This window comes from Pseudomonas sp. HD57-3, from assembly GCF_056113135.1.
In genome coordinates this window covers 1,924,666-1,947,150 of record NZ_CM148568.1, presented here as the reverse complement: position 1 = coordinate 1,947,150, position 22,485 = coordinate 1,924,666, and the positions used below count along the sequence as shown (strand labels likewise).

General features: G+C 61.7%; 26 protein-coding genes. 12 read left to right on the top strand and 14 right to left on the bottom strand.

The window, feature by feature from the left end:
* Positions 1 to 9 precede the first annotated feature (9 nt).
* The 5 genes from AC0R79_RS08785 to AC0R79_RS08765 form a co-directional block, all read right to left on the bottom strand.
* A complete protein-coding gene (locus AC0R79_RS08785) occupies positions 10 to 1,098 on the bottom strand; it encodes a flagellar basal body P-ring protein FlgI (RefSeq protein ID WP_039765528.1) in 1,089 nt (362 codons plus the stop codon).
* A gap of 27 nt (positions 1,099 to 1,125) precedes the next feature.
* Positions 1,126 to 1,821, bottom strand: a complete 696-nt coding sequence (gene flgH, locus AC0R79_RS08780) for a flagellar basal body L-ring protein FlgH (protein WP_039765527.1) — start codon at positions 1,819 to 1,821, stop codon at positions 1,126 to 1,128.
* A gap of 53 nt (positions 1,822 to 1,874) precedes the next feature.
* Positions 1,875 to 2,660 carry a flagellar basal-body rod protein FlgG gene (gene flgG, locus AC0R79_RS08775; protein ID WP_127797273.1) on the bottom strand — a complete coding sequence of 262 codons (786 nt, stop codon included), beginning with the start codon at positions 2,658 to 2,660 and terminating at the stop codon, positions 1,875 to 1,877.
* Positions 2,661 to 2,705: 45 nt separating this feature from the next.
* The gene (locus AC0R79_RS08770; RefSeq protein ID WP_007958343.1) at positions 2,706 to 3,446 is read right to left on the bottom strand and encodes a flagellar basal body rod protein FlgF; all 741 of its coding nucleotides are present in this window, start codon (positions 3,444 to 3,446) and stop codon (positions 2,706 to 2,708) included.
* 204 nt (positions 3,447 to 3,650) lie between these two features.
* Complete coding sequence (locus AC0R79_RS08765) at positions 3,651 to 5,213, bottom strand: sigma-54-dependent phenylalanine hydroxylase transcriptional regulator PhhR (protein ID WP_011333015.1); 1,563 nt, start codon at positions 5,211 to 5,213, stop codon at positions 3,651 to 3,653.
* A 280-nt stretch (positions 5,214 to 5,493) separates the two neighbouring features.
* Between AC0R79_RS08765 and phhA the strand changes: the two genes are divergently transcribed.
* The 6 genes from phhA to AC0R79_RS08735 all read left to right on the top strand — a co-directional run bounded on the left by phhA (position 5,494) and on the right by AC0R79_RS08735 (position 9,922).
* Positions 5,494 to 6,285, top strand: a complete 792-nt coding sequence (gene phhA, locus AC0R79_RS08760) for a phenylalanine 4-monooxygenase (RefSeq protein ID WP_011333014.1) — start codon at positions 5,494 to 5,496, stop codon at positions 6,283 to 6,285.
* Positions 6,286 to 6,395: 110 nt separating this feature from the next.
* Complete coding sequence (locus AC0R79_RS08755; protein WP_003222798.1) at positions 6,396 to 6,752, top strand: 4a-hydroxytetrahydrobiopterin dehydratase; 357 nt, start codon at positions 6,396 to 6,398, stop codon at positions 6,750 to 6,752.
* On the top strand, positions 6,752 to 7,945 hold the full coding sequence (locus AC0R79_RS08750; protein ID WP_127797271.1) for an amino acid aminotransferase: 1,194 nt from the start codon (positions 6,752 to 6,754) through the stop codon (positions 7,943 to 7,945). The genes AC0R79_RS08755 and AC0R79_RS08750 overlap by 1 nt, the downstream gene beginning before the upstream one ends.
* A 309-nt stretch (positions 7,946 to 8,254) precedes the next feature.
* Entirely contained in the window at positions 8,255 to 8,386 is a 132-nt protein-coding gene (locus AC0R79_RS08745; RefSeq protein ID WP_007958347.1) for a hypothetical protein, read from the top strand.
* 73 nt (positions 8,387 to 8,459) lie between these two features.
* Positions 8,460 to 8,639: a hypothetical protein gene (locus tag AC0R79_RS08740; RefSeq protein ID WP_007958348.1), complete on the top strand. Its 180-nt coding sequence runs from the start codon at positions 8,460 to 8,462 to the stop codon at positions 8,637 to 8,639.
* Positions 8,640 to 8,734: 95 nt separating this feature from the next.
* Positions 8,735 to 9,922, top strand: coding sequence for an MFS transporter (locus AC0R79_RS08735; protein ID WP_474735075.1), 1,188 nt, complete (start codon positions 8,735 to 8,737; stop codon positions 9,920 to 9,922).
* Here AC0R79_RS08735 and arfB read toward each other — a convergent pair.
* From arfB to AC0R79_RS08695, 8 genes are all read right to left on the bottom strand, one after another.
* Positions 9,919 to 10,332, bottom strand: coding sequence for an alternative ribosome rescue aminoacyl-tRNA hydrolase ArfB (gene arfB, locus AC0R79_RS08730; RefSeq protein ID WP_007958352.1), 414 nt, complete (start codon positions 10,330 to 10,332; stop codon positions 9,919 to 9,921). The genes AC0R79_RS08735 and arfB overlap by 4 nt on opposite strands.
* A 90-nt stretch (positions 10,333 to 10,422) precedes the next feature.
* The gene (locus AC0R79_RS08725; protein ID WP_085605723.1) at positions 10,423 to 11,841 is read right to left on the bottom strand and encodes an amino acid permease; all 1,419 of its coding nucleotides are present in this window, start codon (positions 11,839 to 11,841) and stop codon (positions 10,423 to 10,425) included.
* 848 nt (positions 11,842 to 12,689) lie between these two features.
* Positions 12,690 to 13,907 (bottom strand): 23S rRNA pseudouridine(2605) synthase RluB, encoded by a 1,218-nt coding sequence (gene rluB / locus AC0R79_RS08720; RefSeq protein ID WP_007958356.1) that lies wholly within the window; start codon positions 13,905 to 13,907, stop codon positions 12,690 to 12,692.
* A 153-nt stretch (positions 13,908 to 14,060) separates the two neighbouring features.
* Entirely contained in the window at positions 14,061 to 14,252 is a 192-nt protein-coding gene (locus AC0R79_RS08715; protein WP_007958358.1) for a DUF1289 domain-containing protein, read from the bottom strand.
* A 2-nt stretch (positions 14,253 to 14,254) separates the two neighbouring features.
* Positions 14,255 to 15,274, bottom strand: coding sequence for an SMC-Scp complex subunit ScpB (scpB, locus tag AC0R79_RS08710; protein WP_127797268.1), 1,020 nt, complete (start codon positions 15,272 to 15,274; stop codon positions 14,255 to 14,257).
* Positions 15,275 to 15,285: 11 nt separating this feature from the next.
* Positions 15,286 to 15,984 (bottom strand): segregation and condensation protein A, encoded by a 699-nt coding sequence (locus AC0R79_RS08705; RefSeq protein WP_170844946.1) that lies wholly within the window; start codon positions 15,982 to 15,984, stop codon positions 15,286 to 15,288.
* A gap of 120 nt (positions 15,985 to 16,104) precedes the next feature.
* Positions 16,105 to 16,734, bottom strand: a complete 630-nt coding sequence (locus tag AC0R79_RS08700; RefSeq protein WP_115076972.1) for an L-threonylcarbamoyladenylate synthase — start codon at positions 16,732 to 16,734, stop codon at positions 16,105 to 16,107.
* Positions 16,735 to 16,747: 13 nt separating this feature from the next.
* The gene (locus AC0R79_RS08695) at positions 16,748 to 17,611 is read right to left on the bottom strand and encodes a PHP domain-containing protein (protein WP_085747145.1); all 864 of its coding nucleotides are present in this window, start codon (positions 17,609 to 17,611) and stop codon (positions 16,748 to 16,750) included.
* A gap of 87 nt (positions 17,612 to 17,698) precedes the next feature.
* On the opposite strand from AC0R79_RS08695, the gene AC0R79_RS08690 reads away from it, so the two are divergent.
* From AC0R79_RS08690 to AC0R79_RS08665, 6 genes are all read left to right on the top strand, one after another.
* Complete coding sequence (locus tag AC0R79_RS08690) at positions 17,699 to 18,295, top strand: septation protein A (protein ID WP_007958367.1); 597 nt, start codon at positions 17,699 to 17,701, stop codon at positions 18,293 to 18,295.
* Between the two features lies 1 nt (position 18,296).
* Positions 18,297 to 18,596 (top strand): YciI family protein, encoded by a 300-nt coding sequence (locus AC0R79_RS08685; protein ID WP_011333002.1) that lies wholly within the window; start codon positions 18,297 to 18,299, stop codon positions 18,594 to 18,596.
* Positions 18,597 to 18,716: 120 nt separating this feature from the next.
* Complete coding sequence (locus tag AC0R79_RS08680; protein ID WP_007958369.1) at positions 18,717 to 19,127, top strand: SH3 domain-containing protein; 411 nt, start codon at positions 18,717 to 18,719, stop codon at positions 19,125 to 19,127.
* Between the two features lie 7 nt (positions 19,128 to 19,134).
* Positions 19,135 to 19,812, top strand: coding sequence for a response regulator transcription factor (locus tag AC0R79_RS08675; protein ID WP_007958370.1), 678 nt, complete (start codon positions 19,135 to 19,137; stop codon positions 19,810 to 19,812).
* A 136-nt stretch (positions 19,813 to 19,948) separates the two neighbouring features.
* The gene (locus tag AC0R79_RS08670) at positions 19,949 to 20,398 is read left to right on the top strand and encodes a Spy/CpxP family protein refolding chaperone (protein ID WP_007958371.1); all 450 of its coding nucleotides are present in this window, start codon (positions 19,949 to 19,951) and stop codon (positions 20,396 to 20,398) included.
* Positions 20,399 to 20,465: 67 nt separating this feature from the next.
* On the top strand, positions 20,466 to 21,806 hold the full coding sequence (locus AC0R79_RS08665; protein ID WP_085605709.1) for a sensor histidine kinase: 1,341 nt from the start codon (positions 20,466 to 20,468) through the stop codon (positions 21,804 to 21,806).
* A 5-nt stretch (positions 21,807 to 21,811) separates the two neighbouring features.
* Here AC0R79_RS08665 and AC0R79_RS08660 read toward each other — a convergent pair whose 3' ends face one another.
* A complete protein-coding gene (locus tag AC0R79_RS08660) occupies positions 21,812 to 22,378 on the bottom strand; it encodes a nitroreductase family protein (RefSeq protein ID WP_127797265.1) in 567 nt (188 codons plus the stop codon).
* Positions 22,379 to 22,485 lie beyond the last annotated feature (107 nt).

Here is a 22,485-nt window from a genome sequence, read left to right as displayed (position 1 = left end):
TCGCCGTCCTCAGATCACGATCAGGTCGGCTTGCAACGCGCCGGCCTGCTTCAGTGCTTCGAGAATGGCCATCAGGTCACCCGGCGCTGCGCCGACCTGGTTCACCGCCCGGACGATCTCGTCAAGGGTGGTGCCCGGGCCGAATTTGAACATCGGCTTGGCTTCCTGCTCGGCATTCACCCGCGAGCGCGGCACCACGGCGGTCTGGCCGTTGGACAGCGGACCCGGCTGGCTGACGATCGGGTCTTCGGTGATGGTCACGGTCAGGCTGCCGTGGGTCACGGCGGCCGGCGATACCTTCACGTTCTGGCCGATGACGATGGTGCCGGTACGCGAGTTGATGATGACTTTCGCCACGGCCTGACCCGGATCGACTTCGAGGTTTTCCAGGATCGACAGGTAGTCGACGCGCTGGCTCGGATCGAGCGGCGCGGTCACGCGGATCGAACCGCCGTCGATGGCCTGGGCGACGCCAGGGCCGAGCATGTCGTTGATCTTGTCGACGATGCGCTTGGCAGTCGTGAAGTCGGAACGGTTGAGGTTCAGCGTCAGGCTGTTGCCCTGGTTGAAACCGCTCGGCACCGAACGCTCCACCGACGCACCACCAGGGATGCGACCGGCCGACGGAACGTTGACGGTGATCTTCGAACCGTCACGACCTTCAGCGTCGAAACCGCCGACCACCAGGTTGCCCTGAGCGATGGCGTAGACGTTGCCGTCGATACCCTTGAGCGGAGTCAGCAACAGGGTGCCGCCGCGCAGGCTCTTGGAGTTACCGATGGACGACACGGTGATATCGACCTGCTGACCCGGCTTGGCGAACGCCGGCAGATCGGCACTCACCGATACCGCCGCAACGTTTTTCAGCTGCACGTTGCCCGATCCCGGCGGCACCTTGATGCCGAACTGCGAGAGCATGTTGTTGAAGGTCTGCAGGGTGAACGGGGTCTGCGTGGTCTGGTCGCCGGTGCCGTTAAGACCGACCACCAGGCCATAGCCGATCAACTGGTTGGAACGCACGCCGGAAATGCTGGCGATGTCCTTCAACCGTTCGGCTTGTGCATTGAAGGCCGCCGACAACAGGAACGCGGCCACCATGAGACTTCTGAAATTCAACTTAGCCACCTAGAAAGGGAACAGCGGGCTGAGGAAGAAACGGTCGAACCAGCCTGGCTGACTCGCATCGGCGAACGAACCGGTGCCCGAGTAGGTGATGCGCGCATCGGCGACCCGGGTCGAGGACACGGTGTTGTCGGTGGCAATGTCATCGGCCCGCACGAGACCGGCGATCCGCACCAGCTCGTCGCCGGTGTTGAGGGTCATCCACTTCTCGCCACGCACGGCGATGATGCCGTTGGGCAGCACGTCGGCGACGGTCACGGTGATCGAACCGGTCAGGGTGTTGCCCTGGGCGGCCTTGCTGTCACCTTTGGTCGCACGGTCGCCTTCGTAGCTGGCGCTCAGGCTCAGGTCATTGCCGCCGATCGGGTTGTTGGTGGTCGCACTGCTGCCGAACAGCGACGTCAGACCGATGCCGGTCTTGCTGTTCTTGGCCACCTGCGAGTTGGCGTTCTTGCTGGCCTGGGTCCTCTCGTTCAGGGTGATGGTGATGATGTCACCGACCCGGAACGCCTTGCGGTCGCTGTACAGGTTCTGTTCGAAACCGGCCTGATAGATCGAGCCGTTGTTGGCGGCCGACGGCAACGGTGTGCGCGGCAACACCGGGGCGTAGTAAGGATCATTGGGCTTGGGCGTCGGAGCGACGCAGCCCGCGAGCGAGACGACCCCACTCAATGCCACAACAGATACAAAGCGCTTCATGACCCTTACCTCACGGTGTTGCAGGCGACCTCATGGCCGCCTCATAGACTTGATTACAGATTCTGCGTTACGAACGAGAGCATCTGGTCGGCGGTGGAGATCACCTTGGAGTTCATCTCGTACGCGCGCTGGGTGGTGATCATGTTGACCATCTCTTCCACGGTGCTGACGTTGGAGGTTTCCAGGGTGTTCTGCAGGGTGGTACCGAAACCGTTCAGGCCCGGAGTACCGACTTGCGGTGCACCGGAAGCGGCGGTTTCCAGGAACAGGTTGTTGCCCACTGCTTGCAGACCGGCCGGGTTGATGAAGTCGGCGGTTTGCAGGTTGCCGATCACCTGAGCAGCCGGGTTACCCGGGACAGTGATCGACACAGTGCCGTCAGTACCGACAGTGAAGCTCTGGGCGTTGTTCGGAATGACGATGGCCGGCTCCAGGGCGAAACCGCTGGCGTTGACGATCTGGCCGTTGGAATCGAGGTGGAATGTACCGTCACGGGTGTAGGACGTGGTGCCGTCCGGCTGCAGGATCTGGAAGAAACCGCGACCGTCGATGGCCATGTCCAGTGGCTGCTCGGTGGCTTGCAGGCTGCCGGCGGTGAAGTTTTTCTGGGTGCCGACGATGCGCACACCGGTACCCAGTTGCAGACCCGACGGCAGTTCGCTGTCCTGGGTCGACTGGGCGCCTGGCTGACGCTTGATCTGGTACAGCAGGTCCTGGAACTCGGCGCGGTCACGTTTGAAACCCGTGGTCGATACGTTCGCCAGGTTGTTGGAAATGGTGGTCAGGTTGGTGTCCTGGGCGGACAGACCGGTTTTGGCAACCCATAGAGCCGGAAGCATTCGATTCTCCTCGTGCGCCTGTTTTACGGCGCGACGTTCTGATAATTAGCTGATCTGCAAGACCCGAGCCATGGCCTGGTCGTCGTCTTTGGCGGTGTTCATCATCTTGACGTGCAGTTCGAACTGCTTGGCCAGGGCCAGCACCGACGTCATCTCTTCCACGGCATTGACGTTGCTCGACTCCAGGAAACCCGACACCAGTTTGACGTTGGCATCGGCCGGCGCAGGCTGGCCGTCCTTGGTGTAAATCGAACCGTCCAGGCCCTTGTTCATGTTCTTTATGTCCGGGTTGACCAGCTTGATCCGGTCGACTTCGGCCATGACGCGCGGCCCCTCGCCCATCGCACGGATGCTGATGGTGCCGTCTTCACCGACTTCCACCTGCTGCTCCGGCGGTACGGCGATCGGACCGCCGTTGCCCATGACCGGCATGCCGTTGCCGGCACGCAACACGCCTAGGGCATCGATGTTGAGGCTGCCGGTGCGCACGTAGCTTTCACCGCCATTAGGGTTCTGCACGGCGATCCAGCCGTTGCCCGACACGGCGACGTCGAGGTCACGACCGGTCTGCACCAGCGAGCCCGGCGTGAAGTCGGTGGCGGGCCGTTCGCTCATGGCAAACGCACGCGCCGGAAAGCTGTCACCGAACACCGGCATCGAACGCGCCTGCTCCAGGTCGCGCTGAAAACCGTTGGTGGAGATGTTCGCCAGGTTGTTGGCATGAGCCTTTTGCGCCAGTGCGTTCTGGCTGGCGCCGGTCATTGCCACATAAAGGTACTTGTCCACACTCTTTCCTCTGCATGCCGGACGTTTGCCGCCCACCGCTGTACTGCTGAGCCATAAGCAATTTGCAGACCAACTTTTTTCTGGCGGCCGAGGGCCCGGTAAACAAAGGACTTGAGGGATTTTGCGGGGAGGTGGGAAATGTATCGAAGACGAAAAACCGGCGGTGTCATGCCGCTTGGCGGCAAACACTCGATCCGGCCGTGATCACTCGGACGCGTCCTTGCCGACTTCGTACTCACGCAGCTTGTTGGCAATCGTGGTGTGCGAAACCCCGAGCCGCTTGCCCAGTTGCCGGCTGCTCGGATGTTCGGAATACAAGCGCTCCAGCACCGCTTTCTCGAAGCGCCCGACAATCTCGTCCAGCCCGCCTTCGAGGGAGAAATCGCCAAGCGGCTGACGCACACCGTAATCCGGCAGGCGAATGTGCTCGGCCTTGACCGTGCCGCCGTCGCACAGCGAAACCGCCTGGAACAGCACGTTCTCCAACTGCCGCACATTGCCCGGCCAATGGTAGTGGCTGAGCCGGTCCATCGCCGCCGGCGCCAGTTTCGGCAACGGGCAGCCGATCTGTCGGCTGGCCTGATCGAGGAAGTGCTCCACCAGCGGCGTCAAACCGTCGAGGCATTCGCGCAGTGGCGGGATGTGCAGCGACAGCACGTTCAAACGGTGATACAGATCCTGGCGAAATTCCCCGCGCGCGCACAACTCCGACAGGTCGACCTGGGTTGCGCAGATCACCCGCACATCCAGGTAAACCTCTTCATCACTGCCCACCCGCCGGAAGCAGCCGTCCTGCAGGAAGCGCAGCAATTTCACCTGCAAGCGCGGGCTCATTTCGCCGACGCCATCGAGGAACAACGTGCCGCCCGCCGTCAGCTCCAGCAGCCCGAGCTTGCCTTCAGCCCGCGCGCCTTCAAAGGCACCGGGGCCGTAGCCGAACAGTTCGGTCTCGGCCATCGACTCCGGCAGCCCCGCGCAGTTAAGCGCCATCAACGGCGACTGACCGCGCGGGCTCGCCAAATGGCAGGCCCGTGCCAGCAATTCCTTGCCAGTGCCGGTTTCGCCCTCAATCAACAACGGCGCATCCAGCGGTGCCATGCGTCGTGCTTCGCGCACCACCGCCGCCATCACTTTCGAGCTCTGGAAGATGCTGTCGAAGCCACGCAGCTCTTGTTTGCGTACGTTATAGATGCGCTCGCCAACCCGGTCCGCGCGGTGCAAGGTGAGCACGGCACCGGCCATGGCCTCGCTGTCGTCGTGCTCCGATTGCAGCGGCGCGATGTCGGCCAGAAAAATGTCGCCCTTGACCTTGACCCGCATGCCGTTGATTCGCGATTTGTTGGCGCGCACCAGTTCCGGCAGGTCGAAATCCTCGGCGTAACGCGACAATGGAATACCCGGTACCTCGTCCACCCGCACCCCGAGCAACTGCGCCGCCGCACGGTTGGCCGCCACGATGGAGCCGCCCATGTCGATCGACAGCACCGGAAACTCCAGCGCACCGAGCAGCGCATTCAACTCCATGTGCCGCCGCTCGCTAGGCATCAGCCCTACCCGCTTGACGCCGAACACACCAGCGATGGCCTCGAACTTGGGTCGCAGCGCCTGGAACTGAATGTTGATCAGGTTCGGGCAATGCAGATAGATCGCGTTGCCATGCTCACCGCCCACCTCGCCACGGGCGACGTTGATCCCGTACTCCACCAGCAGATTGAGAATGTCGCGCAGGATGCCGATGCGGTTCTGACAGTGGACTTTGATACGCATATAAAGGCCCGAAACAGGTGAAGAAGCGGTCTGACGCCGGAATTTTCTGCGCAGCGCGCAAGATAGTCGTCAAGATTATGTGACAGCCATCGGCCTTTTCAAACCCGACAGTCACCGCAAACACGACTTATCACACGAAGCGTAACGAAAATTTTACGAATTAAAGAGACTTTTCCTACTCGACCGGTGTTCAACCTGCTGCAACAACGAACGTTCCGGGGTATTTCTCAGTCCATCGCAGGACATAACAAGAACGAAATCCCCCTCGCAGGAGAGCAGTATGAAGCAGACGCAATACGTGGCCCGCGAGCCCGATGCGCAAGGTTTTATCGACTACCCCGCCGAAGAACACGCGGTGTGGAACACGCTGATCACCCGCCAGTTGAAAGTGATCGAGGGTCGTGCGTGCCAGGAATACCTGGACGGTATCGAAAAACTCGGTCTGCCCCACGACCGCATTCCGCAACTGGGCGAGATCAACAAGGTGCTCGGCGAGACCACCGGTTGGCAGGTTGCCCGCGTCCCGGCGCTGATCCCCTTCCAGACCTTTTTCGAATTGCTCGCCAGCAAGCAGTTTCCGGTGGCCACGTTCATTCGTACCCGTGAAGAACTGGACTACCTGCAAGAGCCGGACATTTTCCACGAGATCTTTGGCCACTGCCCGCTGCTGACCAACCCGTGGTTCGCCGAATTCACCCACACCTACGGCAAGCTCGGCCTGCAAGCGACCAAGGAAGAACGTGTTTATCTGGCGCGTCTGTACTGGATGACCATCGAGTTCGGCCTGGTCGACACCCCGCAAGGCAAACGCATCTACGGCGGCGGCATCCTGTCTTCGCCGAAAGAAACCGTTTATTCGCTGTCGGACGAGCCCGAGCATCAGGCCTTCGATCCGCTGGAAGCCATGCGCACGCCGTATCGCATCGACATTCTGCAACCGCTGTATTTTGTCCTGCCGAACCTCAAGCGCCTGTTCGACCTGGCCCACGAAGACATCATGGCCATGGTCAAGCAAGGCATGCAGCTGGGTCTGCACGCACCGAAGTTTCCGCCAAAACCAAAAGCCGCGTGACCCGCGACTTTTGCTTACAAGTGAGTCTGTCCGTCGTCGCCACTTTGGTTTAGCGTGGCGACACTGACCGCCAATATAAAAAAACACCTTCAGATTTCAGGAAGTCCACCATGTCCACTTTGAACCAAGCCCATTGCGAAGCCTGCCGTGCCGATGCCCCACAAGTCAGCGATGAGGAACTGCCGATCCTGATCAAGCAGATCCCTGACTGGAACATCGAAGTCCGCGACAGCATCATGCAGCTGGAAAAAGTCTTCCTGTTCAAGAATTTCAAGCACGCGCTGGCCTTCACCAACGCCGTCGGCGAGATCTCCGAGGCCGAAGGTCACCACCCGGGCCTGCTGACCGAGTGGGGCAAAGTCACCGTGACCTGGTGGAGCCACTCGATCAAAGGCCTGCACCGCAACGACTTCATCATGGCCGCGCGCACTGACGAAGTGGCCAAGACTGCAGAAGGACGCAAGTAATGCACTTCGACGCCATCGGCCGGGTGCCCGGCGACCCGATCCTCGGCCTGATGGAGGCCTATGCGCAGGACTCCAACCCGCGCAAGTTCGACCTCGGTGTGGGCGTCTACAAGGATGCCCAGGGCCTGACGCCAATCCCCGAGGCGGTGAAAATCGCCGAGGCGCGTCTGGTCGAGAGCCAGGACACCAAGACCTACATCGGTGGCCACGGCAATCCGCTGTTCGGCAAGGTCATCAATGAGCTGGTACTCGGTGCCGATTCGGCGCTGATCGCCGAGCAACGCGCCGGTGCCACCCAAACCCCGGGCGGCACGGGCGCCCTGCGCCTGGCAGCGGATTTCATCGCCCAATGCCTGCCGGGCAAAGGCGTATGGCTGAGCAACCCGACCTGGCCGATCCACGAAACGATTTTCGCGGCCGCCGGGGTCAAGATCAGCCATTACCCGTACGTCGGCAGCGACAACCGCCTCGATGTCGACGCGATGCTCGCCGTGCTCAATGAAGTGCCGAAAGGCGATGTGGTGCTGCTGCACGCGTGCTGCCACAACCCGACCGGTTTCGACCTGAGCCACGACGACTGGCAGCGCGTGCTGGATGTGGTGCGCAGCCGTAATCTGCTGCCGCTGATCGACTTTGCCTACCAGGGCTTTGGCGACGGTCTGGAGCAGGATGCATGGTCAACCCGGCTGTTCGCCGCCGAGTTGCCCGAGCTGCTGATCACCAGCTCCTGTTCGAAGAACTTTGGCCTGTATCGCGACCGCACCGGTGCGTTGATCGTCAGCGCGAAAACCGCTGACAAGCTCATCGACATCCGCAGCCAGTTGGCGCACATCGCTCGCAACCTGTGGTCGACGCCACCGGATCACGGCGCGGCTGTCGTCGCCACGATCCTCGCCGACCCGGAGCTGAAACGCCGCTGGGCCGACGAAGTGGAAGCCATGCGTCTGCGCATCGCCCAGTTGCGCAGCGGTCTGGTGGAAGCGCTGGAACCGCACGGTCTGCGCGAGCGCTTTGCGCACATCGGCGTGCAACGCGGGATGTTCTCCTACACCGGCCTGTCGCCGGAACAGGTGAAAAACCTGCGCGAGCATCACAGCGTGTACATGGTCAGCTCGGGCCGGGCCAACGTCGCCGGGATTGATGCGACACGTCTGGATCTGCTGGCCGAAGCGATCGCCAGCGTCTGCAAATAACTCCCCCTTGTCTTGATCGTTCCCACGCTCCGCGTGGGAATGCCTCAATGGACGCTCCGCGTCCGCTTCGGCAGGGACGCAGAGCGTCCCGGGCTGCATTCCCACGCAGAGCGTGGGAACGATCATCGCGAGCAGGCTCGCCCCTGCATTCGCCCTGCGTCACCCTGTCGCACTTGTCTAGACAATCCCGCCCGTCGAAACAAATGGATTTAAAAATCTATTTGTCACTTTTCCTGCTGTATCCTTCGCAGGCTTTCTGAAAGCGCGGATCTACCAGATCTATCAACAGACTTAGCGAGGAGCGCAACCATGCACGAGATTCCGAATCTCCCCTTCCCAAGCCTGCACGAAACTGAGCAGACGACCACGCAACAAGCCGGTGCCCAACAGCCCGAGCCGAAAGAAGCCGCCGAGAGCCGTCCGGCCGACAGCGAAGAGTAAGCAACACCCGCCGTACAGACCGTGTGGAAAGCGCTAACATGCGCTTTCCACACTGCCTGAAACCTGAGCTGCCATGTCCAAAGAATTCGATGAACAACAGGCCGAGATCCTGATCGGTGCCACCGAGAAGATGATCGAGATCTGGAGCCGTCTCTCGCCCGAGAAACAGGCCGCCCTGCTCGCCCGTTTCGGCAGCGAGGAAAACGCGTTGGCCGCACTGGTCACCACGCAATTGGTCGCCCCGGCCAAATAGTTTTACTTTTCCCCGCCCCAGACGCGTCCGCATCGGTATCATGAGCAGCCTATCTATTCTGCTCTTCCCGTGGATCGTAATTCATGTCGTCCTCTATGCCAGAACCCCAGCGTCCCCTGGCGGTCACGCTGCAAGTCGTTTCCATCGTCCTGTTCACCTTCATCGGCTACCTGAACATCGGCATTCCGCTGGCGGTGCTGCCAGGTTATGTGCACAGCGACCTGGGCTTCGGCGCGGTCATCGCCGGGCTGGTGATCAGCGTGCAATATCTCGCCACCCTGCTCAGTCGTCCGTATGCCGGCAAGATCATCGATAACAAGGGCAGCAAACGTGCGGTGATGATTGGTCTGGCCGGTTGTGGCTTGAGCGGTGTGTTCATGTTGATTTCGGCGTGGACACCCCATCTGCCGCTGCTGAGCCTGATCAGCCTGTTCATCGGCCGACTGGTGCTGGGCAGCGCTGAAAGCCTCGTAGGTTCGGGCTCGATCGGCTGGGGCATCGGCCGCGTCGGCGCCGCCAACACCGCCAAGGTCATCTCGTGGAACGGCATCGCCAGTTACGGCGCGCTGGCGGTCGGTGCGCCGCTGGGCGTGTGGCTGGTCAGCCGTTTCGGCTTGTGGAGCATGGGCGTGAGCATTCTGTTGCTGGCCACGCTGGGGCTGCTGCTGGCCTGGCCGAAAACCGCCGCGCCGATCGTGGCCGGCGAGCGTCTGCCGTTCATGCACGTGCTCGGTCGCGTCTTCCCGCACGGCTGCGGACTGGCGCTGGGCTCGATCGGCTTCGGCACCATCGCCACGTTCATCACTCTGTATTACGCCACGCAGCACTGGGATAACGCGGTGTTGTGCCTGAGCCTGTTCGGCGCCAGCTTCATCGGTGCGCGGCTGCTGTTCGGCAACTTGATCAACCGCCTCGGCGGCTTTCGTGTGGCGATTGCCTGCCTGTCGGTGGAAACCCTGGGCCTGCTGTTGCTGTGGCTCGCGCCGGACGCGCATTGGGCATTGGCCGGTGCGGCATTGAGCGGTTTCGGTTTCTCACTGGTGTTCCCGGCGCTGGGCGTGGAAGCCGTGAACCTGGTGCCAGCCTCCAGTCGAGGTGCGGCGGTCGGGGCGTATTCGCTGTTCATCGACTTGTCGCTGGGCATCACCGGGCCGCTGGCGGGTGCGATTGCGGCGGGCTTCGGTTTTGCCTCGATCTTCCTGTTCGCCGCCCTCGCTGCGCTGAGCGGTCTGGCATTGAGCGTCTACCTGTACCGCCACACGGCGAAGTACCGCGAAGACTAGAAATCCACCTTGCCGCGCCCGGCCTTGATGCTGCCGCGCTTGGTTTTCGACTCGAGCCGACGCTTCTTTGAACCCAGCGTCGGCTTGGTCGGCCGGCGCTTCTTTTCAACCTTGGTAGCGCTGAGAATCAACTCGGTCAAACGCTCCAGCGCATCGGCGCGATTCTGTTCCTGCGTACGATATTGCTGAGCCTTGATGATCAACACACCGTCGCTGGTGATGCGGCTGTCGCGCAACGCCAGCAGTCGCTCCTTGTAGAACTCGGGCAAGGACGAGGCCGGAATGTCGAAGCGTAAATGCACGGCACTGGAGACCTTGTTGACGTTCTGCCCACCGGCGCCTTGGGCGCGGATGTACGTCAGTTCGATCTCTGCATCCGGCAGATGCACATTGTTGGAAATCACCAGCATGGAAAAGCGTCCGTAATCAGAACCCGCAGGATACCGCGAAAGTACAAAAAACCCGGCACGTGGCCGGGTTTGTTGTTTTTGCTGCGACGCTTACTTGGCAGCGTTCGCCGCGTGCAGTGCCTGCTGTGCACCGCGCTTGTTCTTGATCACGTAGCAGACCCACATGAACACCACCCACACCGGGATCGCGTACACCGAGATCTGAATGCCCGGGATCAGCAGCATCACGCCAAGAATGAACAGGACGAACGCCAGGCAGATGTAGTTGCCGTACGGGTACCACAGCGCCTTGAACAGCGGCTTCTGGTGGGTCTTGTTCATGTGCTGGCGGAACTTGAAGTGCGAGAAGCTGATCATCGCCCAGTTGATCACCAGCGTTGCAACCACCAGCGACATCAGCAGTTCCAGCGCGTGTTGCGGGATCAGGTAGTTGAGCAGCACCGCCACCAGGGTCACGGCCGCCGACGCCAGGATCGAACGCACCGGCACGCCGCGCTTGTCGATCTTCGCCAGCGCTTTCGGCGCATCGCCCTGCTCGGCCATGCCCAGCAGCATGCGGCTGTTGCAGTAGGTGCCGCTGTTGTACACCGACAATGCCGCGGTCAGAACCACGAAGTTGAGGATGTGCGCAGCGGTGTTGCTGCCGAGCATCGAGAATACCTGCACGAACGGGCTGCCGCTGTAGGAGTCGCCGGAAGCGTTGAGGGTTTCCAACAGGCTGTCCCACGGGGTCAGCGACAGCAGGATCACCAGTGCGCCGATGTAGAAAATCAGGATCCGGTAGATCACCTGGTTGATCGCTTTCGGGATCACGGTTTTCGGCTTGTCGGCTTCGGCTGCGGTGAAACCGAGCATTTCCAGACCGCCGAAGGAGAACATGATGATCGCCATGGCCATCACCAGACCGCTCACACCGTTCGGGAAGAAGCCACCGTGGGACCACAGATTGCTGACCGAAGCCTGCGGGCCGCCATGGCCGCTGACCAGCAGGTAGCTGCCCAGGGCGATCATGCCGACGATCGCCACGACCTTGATGATCGCGAACCAGAATTCGGCTTCACCGAAGACTTTGACGTTGGCCAGATTGATCGCATTGATCAGCACGAAGAACGCGGCAGCAGTGACCCAGCTCGGGATTTCCGGCGCCCAGTAGTGGATGTATTTGCCGACTGCGGTCAGCTCCGACATGCCCACCAGAATGTACAGGATCCAGCAGTTCCAGCCCGACAGGAAGCCGGCGAAACCGCCCCAGTATTTGTGTGCGAAATGACTGAAGGAACCGGCTACCGGCTCTTCGACGATCATTTCGCCGAGCTGGCGCATGATCATGAAGGCGATGAAGCCGCAGATGGCATAGCCGAGGATCATCGACGGGCCGGCGGATTTCAGCACTCCGGCCGAGCCGAGGAACAATCCGGTACCGATCGCACCACCGAGGGCGATCAGTTGAATATGGCGATTTTTCAGGCCGCGTTTCAGCTCGCCTGATTGCGAGTTTTGTCCACTCATGAAAAAGGTCTCACGCAAGGTTTGATGATGTTCAGTAGACGTTGCTGCAAGGTTGCGATTTCAGCCAACCTTGATCAAACCCCAGCGCAGGCACCAGGAATTCAGCTTTTTTACAACGGTCATGCGTCACCTGTTTGTTTTTATCTGTGACGAAATCGAACCCGACACGCTTGTGACGCGGCGGAGTGAACAAGGCGGATAAACCTTGAGGTTTGCGCGATTACGCAGAGGGTCACAGTTAAAACGCGGCGCATTGTACACCGCTAACCCCCTGCTGCCAGACCTCGCCGGATCAGCGTGTCGGTTGCCGGGATTGCATGTGTCCACCCCGGGAGGCCCGGGCGGCTGCAAAAATTGAGTCAGGCCTTTGCAGGCCATCGGCGTGGACGATGGAAAATCCGCCCCACGTGGAGAAGTGAAAATGGATATCGGCGTTCATTGCGCCTCCTTCTTGTTATGCACCTGCACGACAGGCATGCAGCGCATCTCACCCTCCAAACGACGCTGAAACAAGCGCGCCAGAGCGCTGCGCAAGGCCCGGCGGGACTGGCTCCGGCAGATTTTCCTTACAGCCTGACAAAGACACCCGATTCACGGGACCGCGACGGCTTTTTCGTAAATATTCACTGACAGTGCGTAACGTTAAGTTTCCACTTCAGACCCATCGAAGCCCGGAGCAGCGATTTACGTTAGCTGACTAACTATTTGAAAGGCGTTGAGTTTTTTGTTTTAAAACAAGAAAAACACGCCCGAAAAATAGAAATAAAAAGACCAAAAAAAAACGCCAACCCTGAGGTTGGCGTTTCTGTTTTCAGCTTGAAGCTTGCCGCTCGAAGCTTACAACCGCGTTATTCCGGCTTCTTGCGACCGAAACCCGGACGCTGGCCGGAACCGGCCGGTGCGCCACGGCGCTTGCCCGACGGCTTGTCATCGTCAGCCAGCTTGATGCCTGGACGCTTCGGCGATGGCTTGGACGGACGCTTGGTGTCGACTGGACGATCCGCCACCGGCGTACCGCGACCTTCGCCCCGCTCGGTACGGCCATTGGCCGGACGCGGCGTGCGTGGACCGCGCTCGCCATCCGGACGCGCTGCCGGTTTGCGACCTGGACGCTCGCCTTCGATCTGCGGCTCGCGGACCGGACGCGGACCGGCGCCAATCGGTGCACCGTTGGCCGGACGCAGGGTGCGCACGCGCTCGGTACGGGCCATCGGGCGCGACGACTTGCGCTGCATGCGATCGAGCTTGTCTTTGCTCTTGGCATTCAGTTGCGGCATGGCCACCGGGGTCAGGCCGACTTCGGCGCTCAGCACGTCGACTTCGTACTGGCTCATTTCACGCCAGCGGCCCATCGGCAGGTCGGAGTTGAGGAACACCGGACCGAAACGCACGCGCTTCAGGCGGCTGACCACCAGGCCCTGGGATTCCCACAGACGACGTACTTCACGGTTACGGCCTTCCATCACCACGCAGTGATACCAGTGGTTGAAGCCTTCGCCGCCCGGTGCCTGTTGAATGTCGGTGAAACGCGCCGGGCCGTCTTCCAGCACAACGCCGGCCTTCAGGCGCTCGATCATTTCGTCATCGACTTCGCCACGTACACGCACCGCGTACTCGCGGTCCATCTCGTAGGACGGGTGCATCAGACGGTTGGCCAGTTCACCGTCGGTGGTGAACATCAGCAGACCGGTGGTGTTGATGTCGAGACGACCGATGTTGATCCAGCGGCCTTCTTTCGGACGCGGCAGCTTGTCGAACACGGTCGGACGGCCTTCCGGGTCGTCACGGGTGCAGATCTCGCCATCGGGCTTGTTGTACATGATCACGCGGCGAACCGACTCGGCGGCTTCTTCGCGCTTGATGACCTTGCCATCGATGGTGATGGCGTCGTGCATGTCGACGCGCAGGCCCAAGGTGGCGTCTTTGCCATTGACCTTGATCCGGCCGGCAGCGATCCAGGATTCGACGTCACGGCGCGAGCCGACGCCGATACGGGCGAGGACTTTCTGCAGCTTTTCGCCTGCTGGGCCGATTTCCTGGTCGTCTTTCTGATTGATGTCACTCATCTGGGCACCTCCCGGTGTGGTCTGTTCAGCGGCGCTGAATGAGCCGCTGAAGCGTTGAAATCTGGGTTTTCGGGCGAAGGGATCGCCGAAGGGTCGCGAATCATACGCGGATGTGGCCGCGCGCGCATCAGAGACTAGTCGATCAGGGCAAGGTTATTTCTTTTTCCGCCGACCGGTGGCCCCGAGCTTGATGAGACGCAGCGCGGCTTCGGCCAGTACGGTGCGCTTGTCGTCCTTGTCGAGTTTCTTCCAGGCCCGGATCTCGCGCTTGCTGCGGCCGCAGCCGAGACAGATGTCGTCGCTGAACTTGCAGACGCTGATGCACGGATCCTTGGTCGAGCTCATGCTCAATCCTCGAACTCGCGGCGTTCGGCTTCGATGGCTTCGGCCAGGGCGCGGGCTTCGGCTTCTTCTTCGCTCAGCTCTTCCTCGGCGGCAGGCTCCGGTGCGGGCTGTTCAAGCCGGGCGACGGCGGCCAGCAGTTTTTCCCGGGCTTCGGCCACGCCGAGCACATCGTCTTCCTGCTCAGGCTCGGGCTCGAATTCAGACTCATGCTCAAATTCAGGCTCAAATTCAGATTCTGGCTCACCCTCGACCGACGGCTCGAGCGGATCGGATTCAACCCCGGTCGGCATCGATTCACCGTCCACCCCGTCACGCAGCAAGTCGTCGAAGTCGGTCTTGATCCCCTCCTCCATGCTGTCCAGTTCCAGCAGCAAGGTGTGGAAACTGGTTTCCTCCTTCGGCTCTTCCGGCTCGGCGCTGGCGTCGGCCAGCTCCTGCAAGCCCGGCGGCACGGGAGCGTCGTCGAAGTCGAGCACCGGATCCGCCTCGATCTCGCGCAATTCGGCAAGCGGCGGCAGGTCGTCGAGGTTCTTCAGGTTGAAGTGATCGAGAAACGCCTTGGTGGTGGCGAACATCGCCGGTTTGCCCGGCACGTCGCGGTAACCGACGATGCGGATCCACTCGCGCTCCATAAGCGTCTTGACGATGTTGGTGTTGACCGCCACGCCCCGCACGTCCTCGATCTCGCCCCGGGTGATCGGCTGGCGATAGGCGATCAGCGCCATGGTTTCCAGCAGCGCCCGGGAATAACGCTGCGGGCGCTCTTCCCACAAGCGACCGACCCACGGCGCAAACTTCTCGCGGATTTGCAGGCGATAGCCGGAGGCGACTTCTTTGAGCTCGAACGCCCGGCCCTCGCAGGATTTGCCGAGCAGGGTCAGGGCTTTCTTGAAGACCGGCGGTTCCGGGCGTTCGCCTTCTTCGAACAGTTCATACAGGCGCTCGAGGGATTGCGGCTTTCCCGAGGCCAACAGAAAGGCTTCAAGCAGGGACGCCAGCTCGCGGGGTTCAGTCAGGTTCATATCGGGACTCGTTATTCGGCTCGGGCTCGCACGTGGATCGCGGCGAACGGCTCATTCTGCACCAGCTCGATCAGGGATTCCTTGACCAGTTCAAGGATCGCCATGAAGGTCACCACCACCCCGAGCTTGCCCTCTTCGGCGGTGAACAGCTCGACGAACGGCACAAATCCGCCGCCCTTGAGCCGCTCCAGCACGTCGCTCATGCGCTCGCGGGTGGACAGCGCCTCGCGGCTGACCTGATGGCTTTCGAACATGTCGCCCCGGCGCAGCACTTCGGCCATGGACATCAGGATTTCTTCCAGCGCCACGTCCGGCAACAGCTTGCGCGCGCGGGCTTCCGGGGCGTCGAGCTTGGGCACGATCACGTCGCGACCGACCCGGCTCAGGCCATCGATGCCTTCGGCGGCGGCCTTGAACCGTTCGTACTCCTGCAGGCGGCGGATCAGTTCGGCGCGCGGGTCGTCTTCTTCGTCCTCGACGGTTTCGGCCCGGGGCAACAGCATCCGCGACTTGATCTCGGCCAGCATCGCGGCCATCACCAGGTACTCGGCGGCCAGTTCCAGGCGCACCGACTGCATCAGCTCGACATAGCCCATGTACTGGCGGGTGATTTCCGCCACCGGGATGTCGAGGATGTTGATGTTCTGTTTGCGGATCAGGTACAGCAGCAGGTCGAGCGGGCCTTCGAAGGCTTCAAGGAAGACTTCCAGCGCATCCGGCGGGATGTACAGGTCCAGCGGCATTTCCGTGACTGCCTGGCCATAGACCATGGCAAACGGCAGTTCCTGCTGGGCACCGGCCTGGGGATCAACGGTTTCCACTGCGGACATTCAGGCCTCGACCATGAATGGAGCAGGATCGCCGCAACCGACGCGGATCACTTCCGGATCATCGCCCGTAAGGTCGATCACGGTGGAGGCCTTGATGCCGCCGGAACCGCCGTCGATGATCAGGTCGACCTGATGCTCGAGCAACTGACGCATTTCGTACGGATCGCTCAGCGGATCTTCTTCGCCCGGCATGATCAGGGTCACGCTCATCAGCGGCTCGCCCAGCTCGGCCAGCAGCGCCAGCGCGATGGGATGGCTCGGCACCCGCAGACCGATGGTGCGTTTCTTCGGATGCAGCAGCAGGCGCGGCACTTCGCGGGTGGCGTTGAGAATGAAGGTGTACGGCCCCGGCAAGTGGGCTTTCAGGATTCGAAAGGTCCCGGTGTCGATCTTGGCGTAGTTGCCCAGCTGCGACAGGTCGCTGCAGATCAGCGCGAAGTTGTGCTTTTCGTCGAGCTGACGCAGGCGTCGAACGCGCTCGATGCCGTTCTTGTCGCCGATCTGGCAGCCGATTGCGTAGGAAGAATCCGTGGGATAGACCACCACCCCGCCCTTGCGAATGATCTCGACCGCCTGTTTGATCAGGCGCGCTTGCGGGTTTTCCGGATGAATCTGGAAAAATTGACTCACATTTTCTACCTGTTCAGACGGCGGCAATAACTGTGTCATGTTTGAACCGACACCACAGGGGTGGAAGGTCCTCCGGCACCGGCCGGTACTGGCCGATCTCGGACCAGCCACCAGGGCCATGGAAATCACTGCCGGCGCTGACCAGCAGACCGAACTCACGGGCAAGGATTGCCAGGCTGCCCACCTGTTCCGCAGGCTGGTGACCGTTGACCACTTCGATCGCATGCCCGCCTGCTTGAATATAGTCGGCAATCAGCTTTCGGCGCTTGCTGCGGGTGAAATCGTAGTGCCACGGATGCGCCAGACTGACCCAGGCACCGGCGGCGCGCAGCGTGCCGACGGTGTCTTCGAGGGTCGGCCAATGCTGCTTGACGTCCCCCAGCTTGCCGGCGCCGAGCCATTTGCGAAACGCCTCGGCGCGATCCTTCACAAAACCTTCACGCACCATCCAGTCGGCGAAATGCGGGCGGGCCGGCGCGTTGCCGCTGTCGCCCAGTTCCTGCTGGATCTGCCGCGCGCCGTCGAGCGCATTCGGCATGCCCTTGAGGGCAAGCTTGCGGCTTATTTCCTCAGACCGCAGCCAGCGGCCGTCGTGCAACTGCGCAATCGCCTCGACCAACGGTGCGGCGTTGACGTCGAAACCGTAGCCGAGCACGTGAATGGTCGCCCCGCCCCAGGTGCAGGACAACTCGACGCCGTTGACCAGTTGCATGCCCAGCGCCTCGGCGGCCGTGCGCGCTTCGGCGAGGCCTTCGAGAGTGTCGTGATCGGTCAGGGCCAGGACTCGCACGCCGTTCTCGAACGCACGCGCAACCAGTGCCGCAGGCGCCAGGGCGCCATCGGAGGCCGTGCTGTGGCAGTGCAAATCAACATTCACGGGGATGTGTAACCTCAAATCAGCTGGCGCTATCGCGCGCCCATATGTTTGTTATTATGCCGCCACATCCAGCTTCTGGCTCTCACTGTGAAACAATTCATCGATTTCATCCCGCTTCTGCTGTTCTTCATCGTCTACAAACTCGATCCACGCACCGTCGACGTTGCGGGCCATGAACTGACGGTAGGCGGCATTTACAGTGCAACCGCCGTGCTGATCATCAGCTCCCTCGTGGTGTACGGCGCGATCTTCATCAAGCAGCGCAAGCTGGAGAAGAGCCAGTGGCTGACGCTGGTCGCCTGCCTGGTGTTCGGCAGCCTGACCCTCGCCTTTCACAGCGAAACCTTCCTGAAATGGAAAGCCCCGGTGGTCAACTGGCTGTTCGCCCTGGCCTTCATCGGCAGCCATTTCATCGGTGACCGCCTGCTGATCAAGCGCATCATGGGCCACGCGCTGACCCTGCCGGATCCGGTCTGGACCCGACTGAACATTGCCTGGATCGGTTTCTTCCTGTTCTGCGGTGCCGCCAACCTGTTCGTCGCCTTCACCTTCCAGGACTACTGGGTGGACTTCAAGGTGTTCGGCAGCCTGGGCTTGACCGTGCTGTTCCTGGTCGCTCAAGGCATCTACCTGTCCCGTCACCTGCACGACGCCGATACCACAACGCCAAAAACCGAGGACTGACATGCTCTACGCCATCATTGCCACCGACGTCGCCAACTCCCTGGAAGCCCGCCTCGCTGCGCGCCCGGCACACCTTGAACGCCTGCAAGTGCTCAAGGGCGAAGGCCGCATCGTGCTGGCCGGCCCGCACCCGGCGGTCGACAGCAATGATCCTGGCGCAGCAGGTTTCAGCGGCAGCCTGATCGTTGCCGAATTCGACTCCCTGAGCGCGGCGCAAGCCTGGGCCGACGCCGACCCGTACATCGCCGCCGGCGTCTATGCCAATGTGATCGTCAAGCCGTTCAAGCAAGTCCTGCCGTAACCGCCCCCGCCAATGTCCCCACGCGATGAACCTTGTCGGTTCATCGCGTTCTCAATCGCTCATTATTCTCGTTTGCCGGCCGACAACCTGCCCAATATCCATTTGGAAACAGGAGTCGCAATGCGCAAGGGTCCGTTGTGTCTGATGTTGGTCACGTTGTCGATCGTGGCGCCCGCCCATGGTGAAGAAAGCACCGAAGGCGGCAGCTCCACGCCGCTTTCGTTGAGCGCCGGCAGTCAGATCACCGAGTTGCAGCAGCGCCTGAAGGCCAGCGAGCAGCAACGGGAAGAACTGAGCAAACAACTGCAAAGTGCCGACAACACCCGCGAAAGCGCCCAGCTCGCCCGGTTGCGCCAGGAGAACCAGCGTCTGAAGCTGCAACTCAAGGAAGCCCAGGCCAGCCCGCTGCCGCGCCTGCTGACCGAACAGCAGCAATGGTTCGTCACCGGGGCCGGGGTAGCGCTATTGGCGCTGCTCTGCGGTATCTTTGCCAGTGGAGCAAGCCGAAAACGTCGGCAATGGCTAAATTGAGTGAGTCATGAGCGAGCTGTTACTGATTGATGATGACCAGGAGTTGTGCGAACTCCTGAGTAGCTGGCTGAGCCAGGAAGGCTTTCAGGTCCGGGCCTGCCACGATGGTCAGAGTGCCCGCAAGGCGCTGGCCGAAACCGCGCCGGCGGCCGTGGTGCTGGACGTGATGCTGCCCGACGGCAGCGGTCTGGAACTGCTCAAGCAACTGCGCAGCGATCACGCCGATCTGCCGGTGCTGATGCTCTCGGCCCGGGGCGAGCCGCTGGACCGGATCCTCGGCCTGGAACTGGGCGCCGACGATTACCTGGCCAAACCCTGCGATCCGCGCGAACTGACCGCCCGCCTGCGCGCCGTGCTGCGCCGCAGTCATCCGGCCGCCGTGTCGACCCAGCTCGAGCTGGGCGACCTGAGCTTCAGCCCGGTGCGCGGCGTGGTCAGCATCGACGAAAAGGAATTCACCCTCACCGTCTCCGAAAGCCGCCTGCTCGAAGCCCTGCTCAAGCAACCGGGCGAGCCGCTGGACAAACAGGAACTGGCGCAGATCGCCCTAGGCCGCAAGCTGACCCTGTACGACCGCAGCCTGGACATGCACGTCAGCAACCTGCGAAAAAAGATCGGCCCGCACCCCGACGGCCGCCCGCGCATCGTCGCCCTGCGCAGCCGTGGCTACTACTACAGCCTCTGATCGTCTGTCAGTTTTGTCAGGTCGGCGCGAAAACGTGTTTACCCAAGCTTTACACAGCGCTGACCGCCGCTGACCTTGATCTCCGTAATCTGTACTCATCCGGAACGTACCGGGAACGAGACAAAGGAGATTCACCATGCGCAAGACTCTTATCGCTCTGATGTTTGCCGCTGCCCTGCCGACCGTCGCCATGGCCATGCCACAGGATGGCGGCCCGATGGGTGGCCCGCTGGACGGCCCGCGCCATGGCGGTCAGATGCATGGCATGCACGGCAAAGGCCCGTACAGTCAACTGGACCTGTCCCGCGAACAGCGCGAGCAGATCCGCAAGATCATGGGCGAGCAGATGCACGAGCGTAAGCAGACGGTCGAAAAATACCTGGAGAAACTCTCGCCAGCCGACCAGAAAGCCATGAAGGACGAGATGGCGGCCAACCACAAGAAAGCCGAATCCGATGTCCGCGCCGTGTTGAAACCGGATCAACAGAAGAAATTCGACGAGATCCAGAAGAAACAGGCCGAGCGTCGCGCCGAATGGGCCGAGTTCAAAGCCTGGAAAGCGCAACAGCCGCAAAAGGCGCAATAATGTTCTAGCGTCACGCCCTGACCCAACGGCTCACCGCCGTTGGGTTTTCTTTGTTTGAGGATTTTCTGTGCGTTCATTGTTCTGGCGTATCCTCGCCAGCTTCTGGCTGGCCATCGCTCTGGTTGCAGGGCTTTCCATTCTGCTGGGGCACATGCTTAACCAGGACGCGTGGATTCTCAGCCGCCATCCGGGCCTCAACACCCTGGCCGCCGAATGGACGCAGACCTACGAAGCCCAGGGCGAAGACGCCGCCCAGGACATCCTCGAACAGCGCAAGCGCCAGTACCACATCGACGTGCAAGTGCTGAACGAAAGCGGCGACCCGGTGGTGCGTGGCACCTTCCCCCGGCGCGCGGCAGCCTTCGAGGCGCGGCAGAACAACGATGACCGCCGCCTGCCTTGGCGTCGCCTGACCGACGAATTCACCAGCGACAAAAGCGGCGACACCTACCTCTTCATCTACCGCATCCCGCACCCGGAACTCGACGCCTGGCACCGCGAAAGCCTGCTCTGGCCGTTGAGTGCGCTGGGTATCGCGCTGGTGGTGCTGACCCTGTTCAGCCTGCTGGTGACGTTTTCCATCACTCGCCCGCTCAGTCGTCTGCGCGGTGCGGTGCACGACCTCGGCCAGACCACCTATCAGCAGAACAGCCTGGCGCAACTGGCCAACCGCCGCGATGAGTTCGGCGTGCTGGCCAACGACTTCAACCGCATGGGCGCACGCCTGCAAAGTCTGATCGGCAGTCAGCGCCAGTTGCTGCGCGACGTGTCACACGAATTGCGTTCACCGCTGGCCCGGCTGCGCATCGCGCTGGCCCTGGCCGAACGGGCGAGCCCGGAAGAACGGGAAAAACTCTGGCCGCGCCTGACCCGCGAGTGTGACCGGCTGGAAGCGCTGATCAGTGAAATCCTGGTGCTGGCGCGAGTCGATGCCGACAACGCCAGCGCCGAAGACGTGGATCTGAATGCCTTGCTCGCCACCCTGCAAAAGGACGCGCAGCTGGGCTCGCCTGAGCAGACCGTGCGTCTGGAGGCCGAGCCGGCGCTCAATCTGACAGGCTGGCCGACCATGATCGAGCGCGCCGTGGACAACCTGCTGCGCAATGCCCAACGCTTCAACCCGGTCGGGCAGTCGATTGAAATGCAGGCGTCACGTCAGGGCGAGCGGATAGTGGTCAGCGTGCGTGACCATGGGCCGGGGGTGCAGGCCGAGCATCTGAGCCAGTTGGGCGAACCGTTTTATCGAGCGCCGGGGCAGACCGCTGCGGGCCATGGCCTGGGGCTGGCGATAGCCCGGCGGGCAGCGGAGCGGCATGGCGGGACGCTGGTGCTGGCCAATCACCCGCAGGGCGGGTTTGTGGCCAGTCTTGAGTTACCGCTGGAGCCGGGGGCTGTTGTTCAGCCCTGATGGAGTCAGGCTTTACCCGGCCACGCGCTGACAAACTCCGTCAGATCAACTTTCTCGGCCACCCGCGGTTCTTTCTGCGGCGTGCCGAGGTAGAGGAACGCAATCACCTCTTCGTCATCCGTCAGGCCCAAACCCTTGGCGACATGTTTCGAGTAAGCCAGATCACCGGTGCGCCACACCGCGCCAATCCCCTGCGCGTAAGCCGCCAGCAGAATCCCGTGCGCCGCACAACCTGCGGCCAGCAACTGCTCGGCCTTCGGGTATTTGACGTGATCCTGCAATTTGGCGATGACCACGACCACCAGCGGCGCCCGCAGCGGGCCGTTGCGGGCCTTGTCGATCATCGCTTCGGTGACTTCGCCTTCCTGCATTTGTGCAGCTTCGGCCAGCAACTCGCCCATCTGCTCACGCGCCGCGCCTTCGACGGTCAGGAAGCGATACGGCTGCAAATGGCCGTGATCCGGTGCGCGGGTCGCGGCAGCGAACAGCACTTCGCGCTGTTCGGCGGTGGGGGCCGGATCGATCAGTCGTGGAACGGAAACACGGTTGAGCAAAGCGTCGAGAGCCTGCATCGGCCACCTCCTGAAAAAAATGTCCGGCTATTCTAGCTGCAAGTGATCCAGACGCGTCGGTTTACATGCCTTGCACCGCAGGTAGAATGGCGCCCTTCCCACATCAG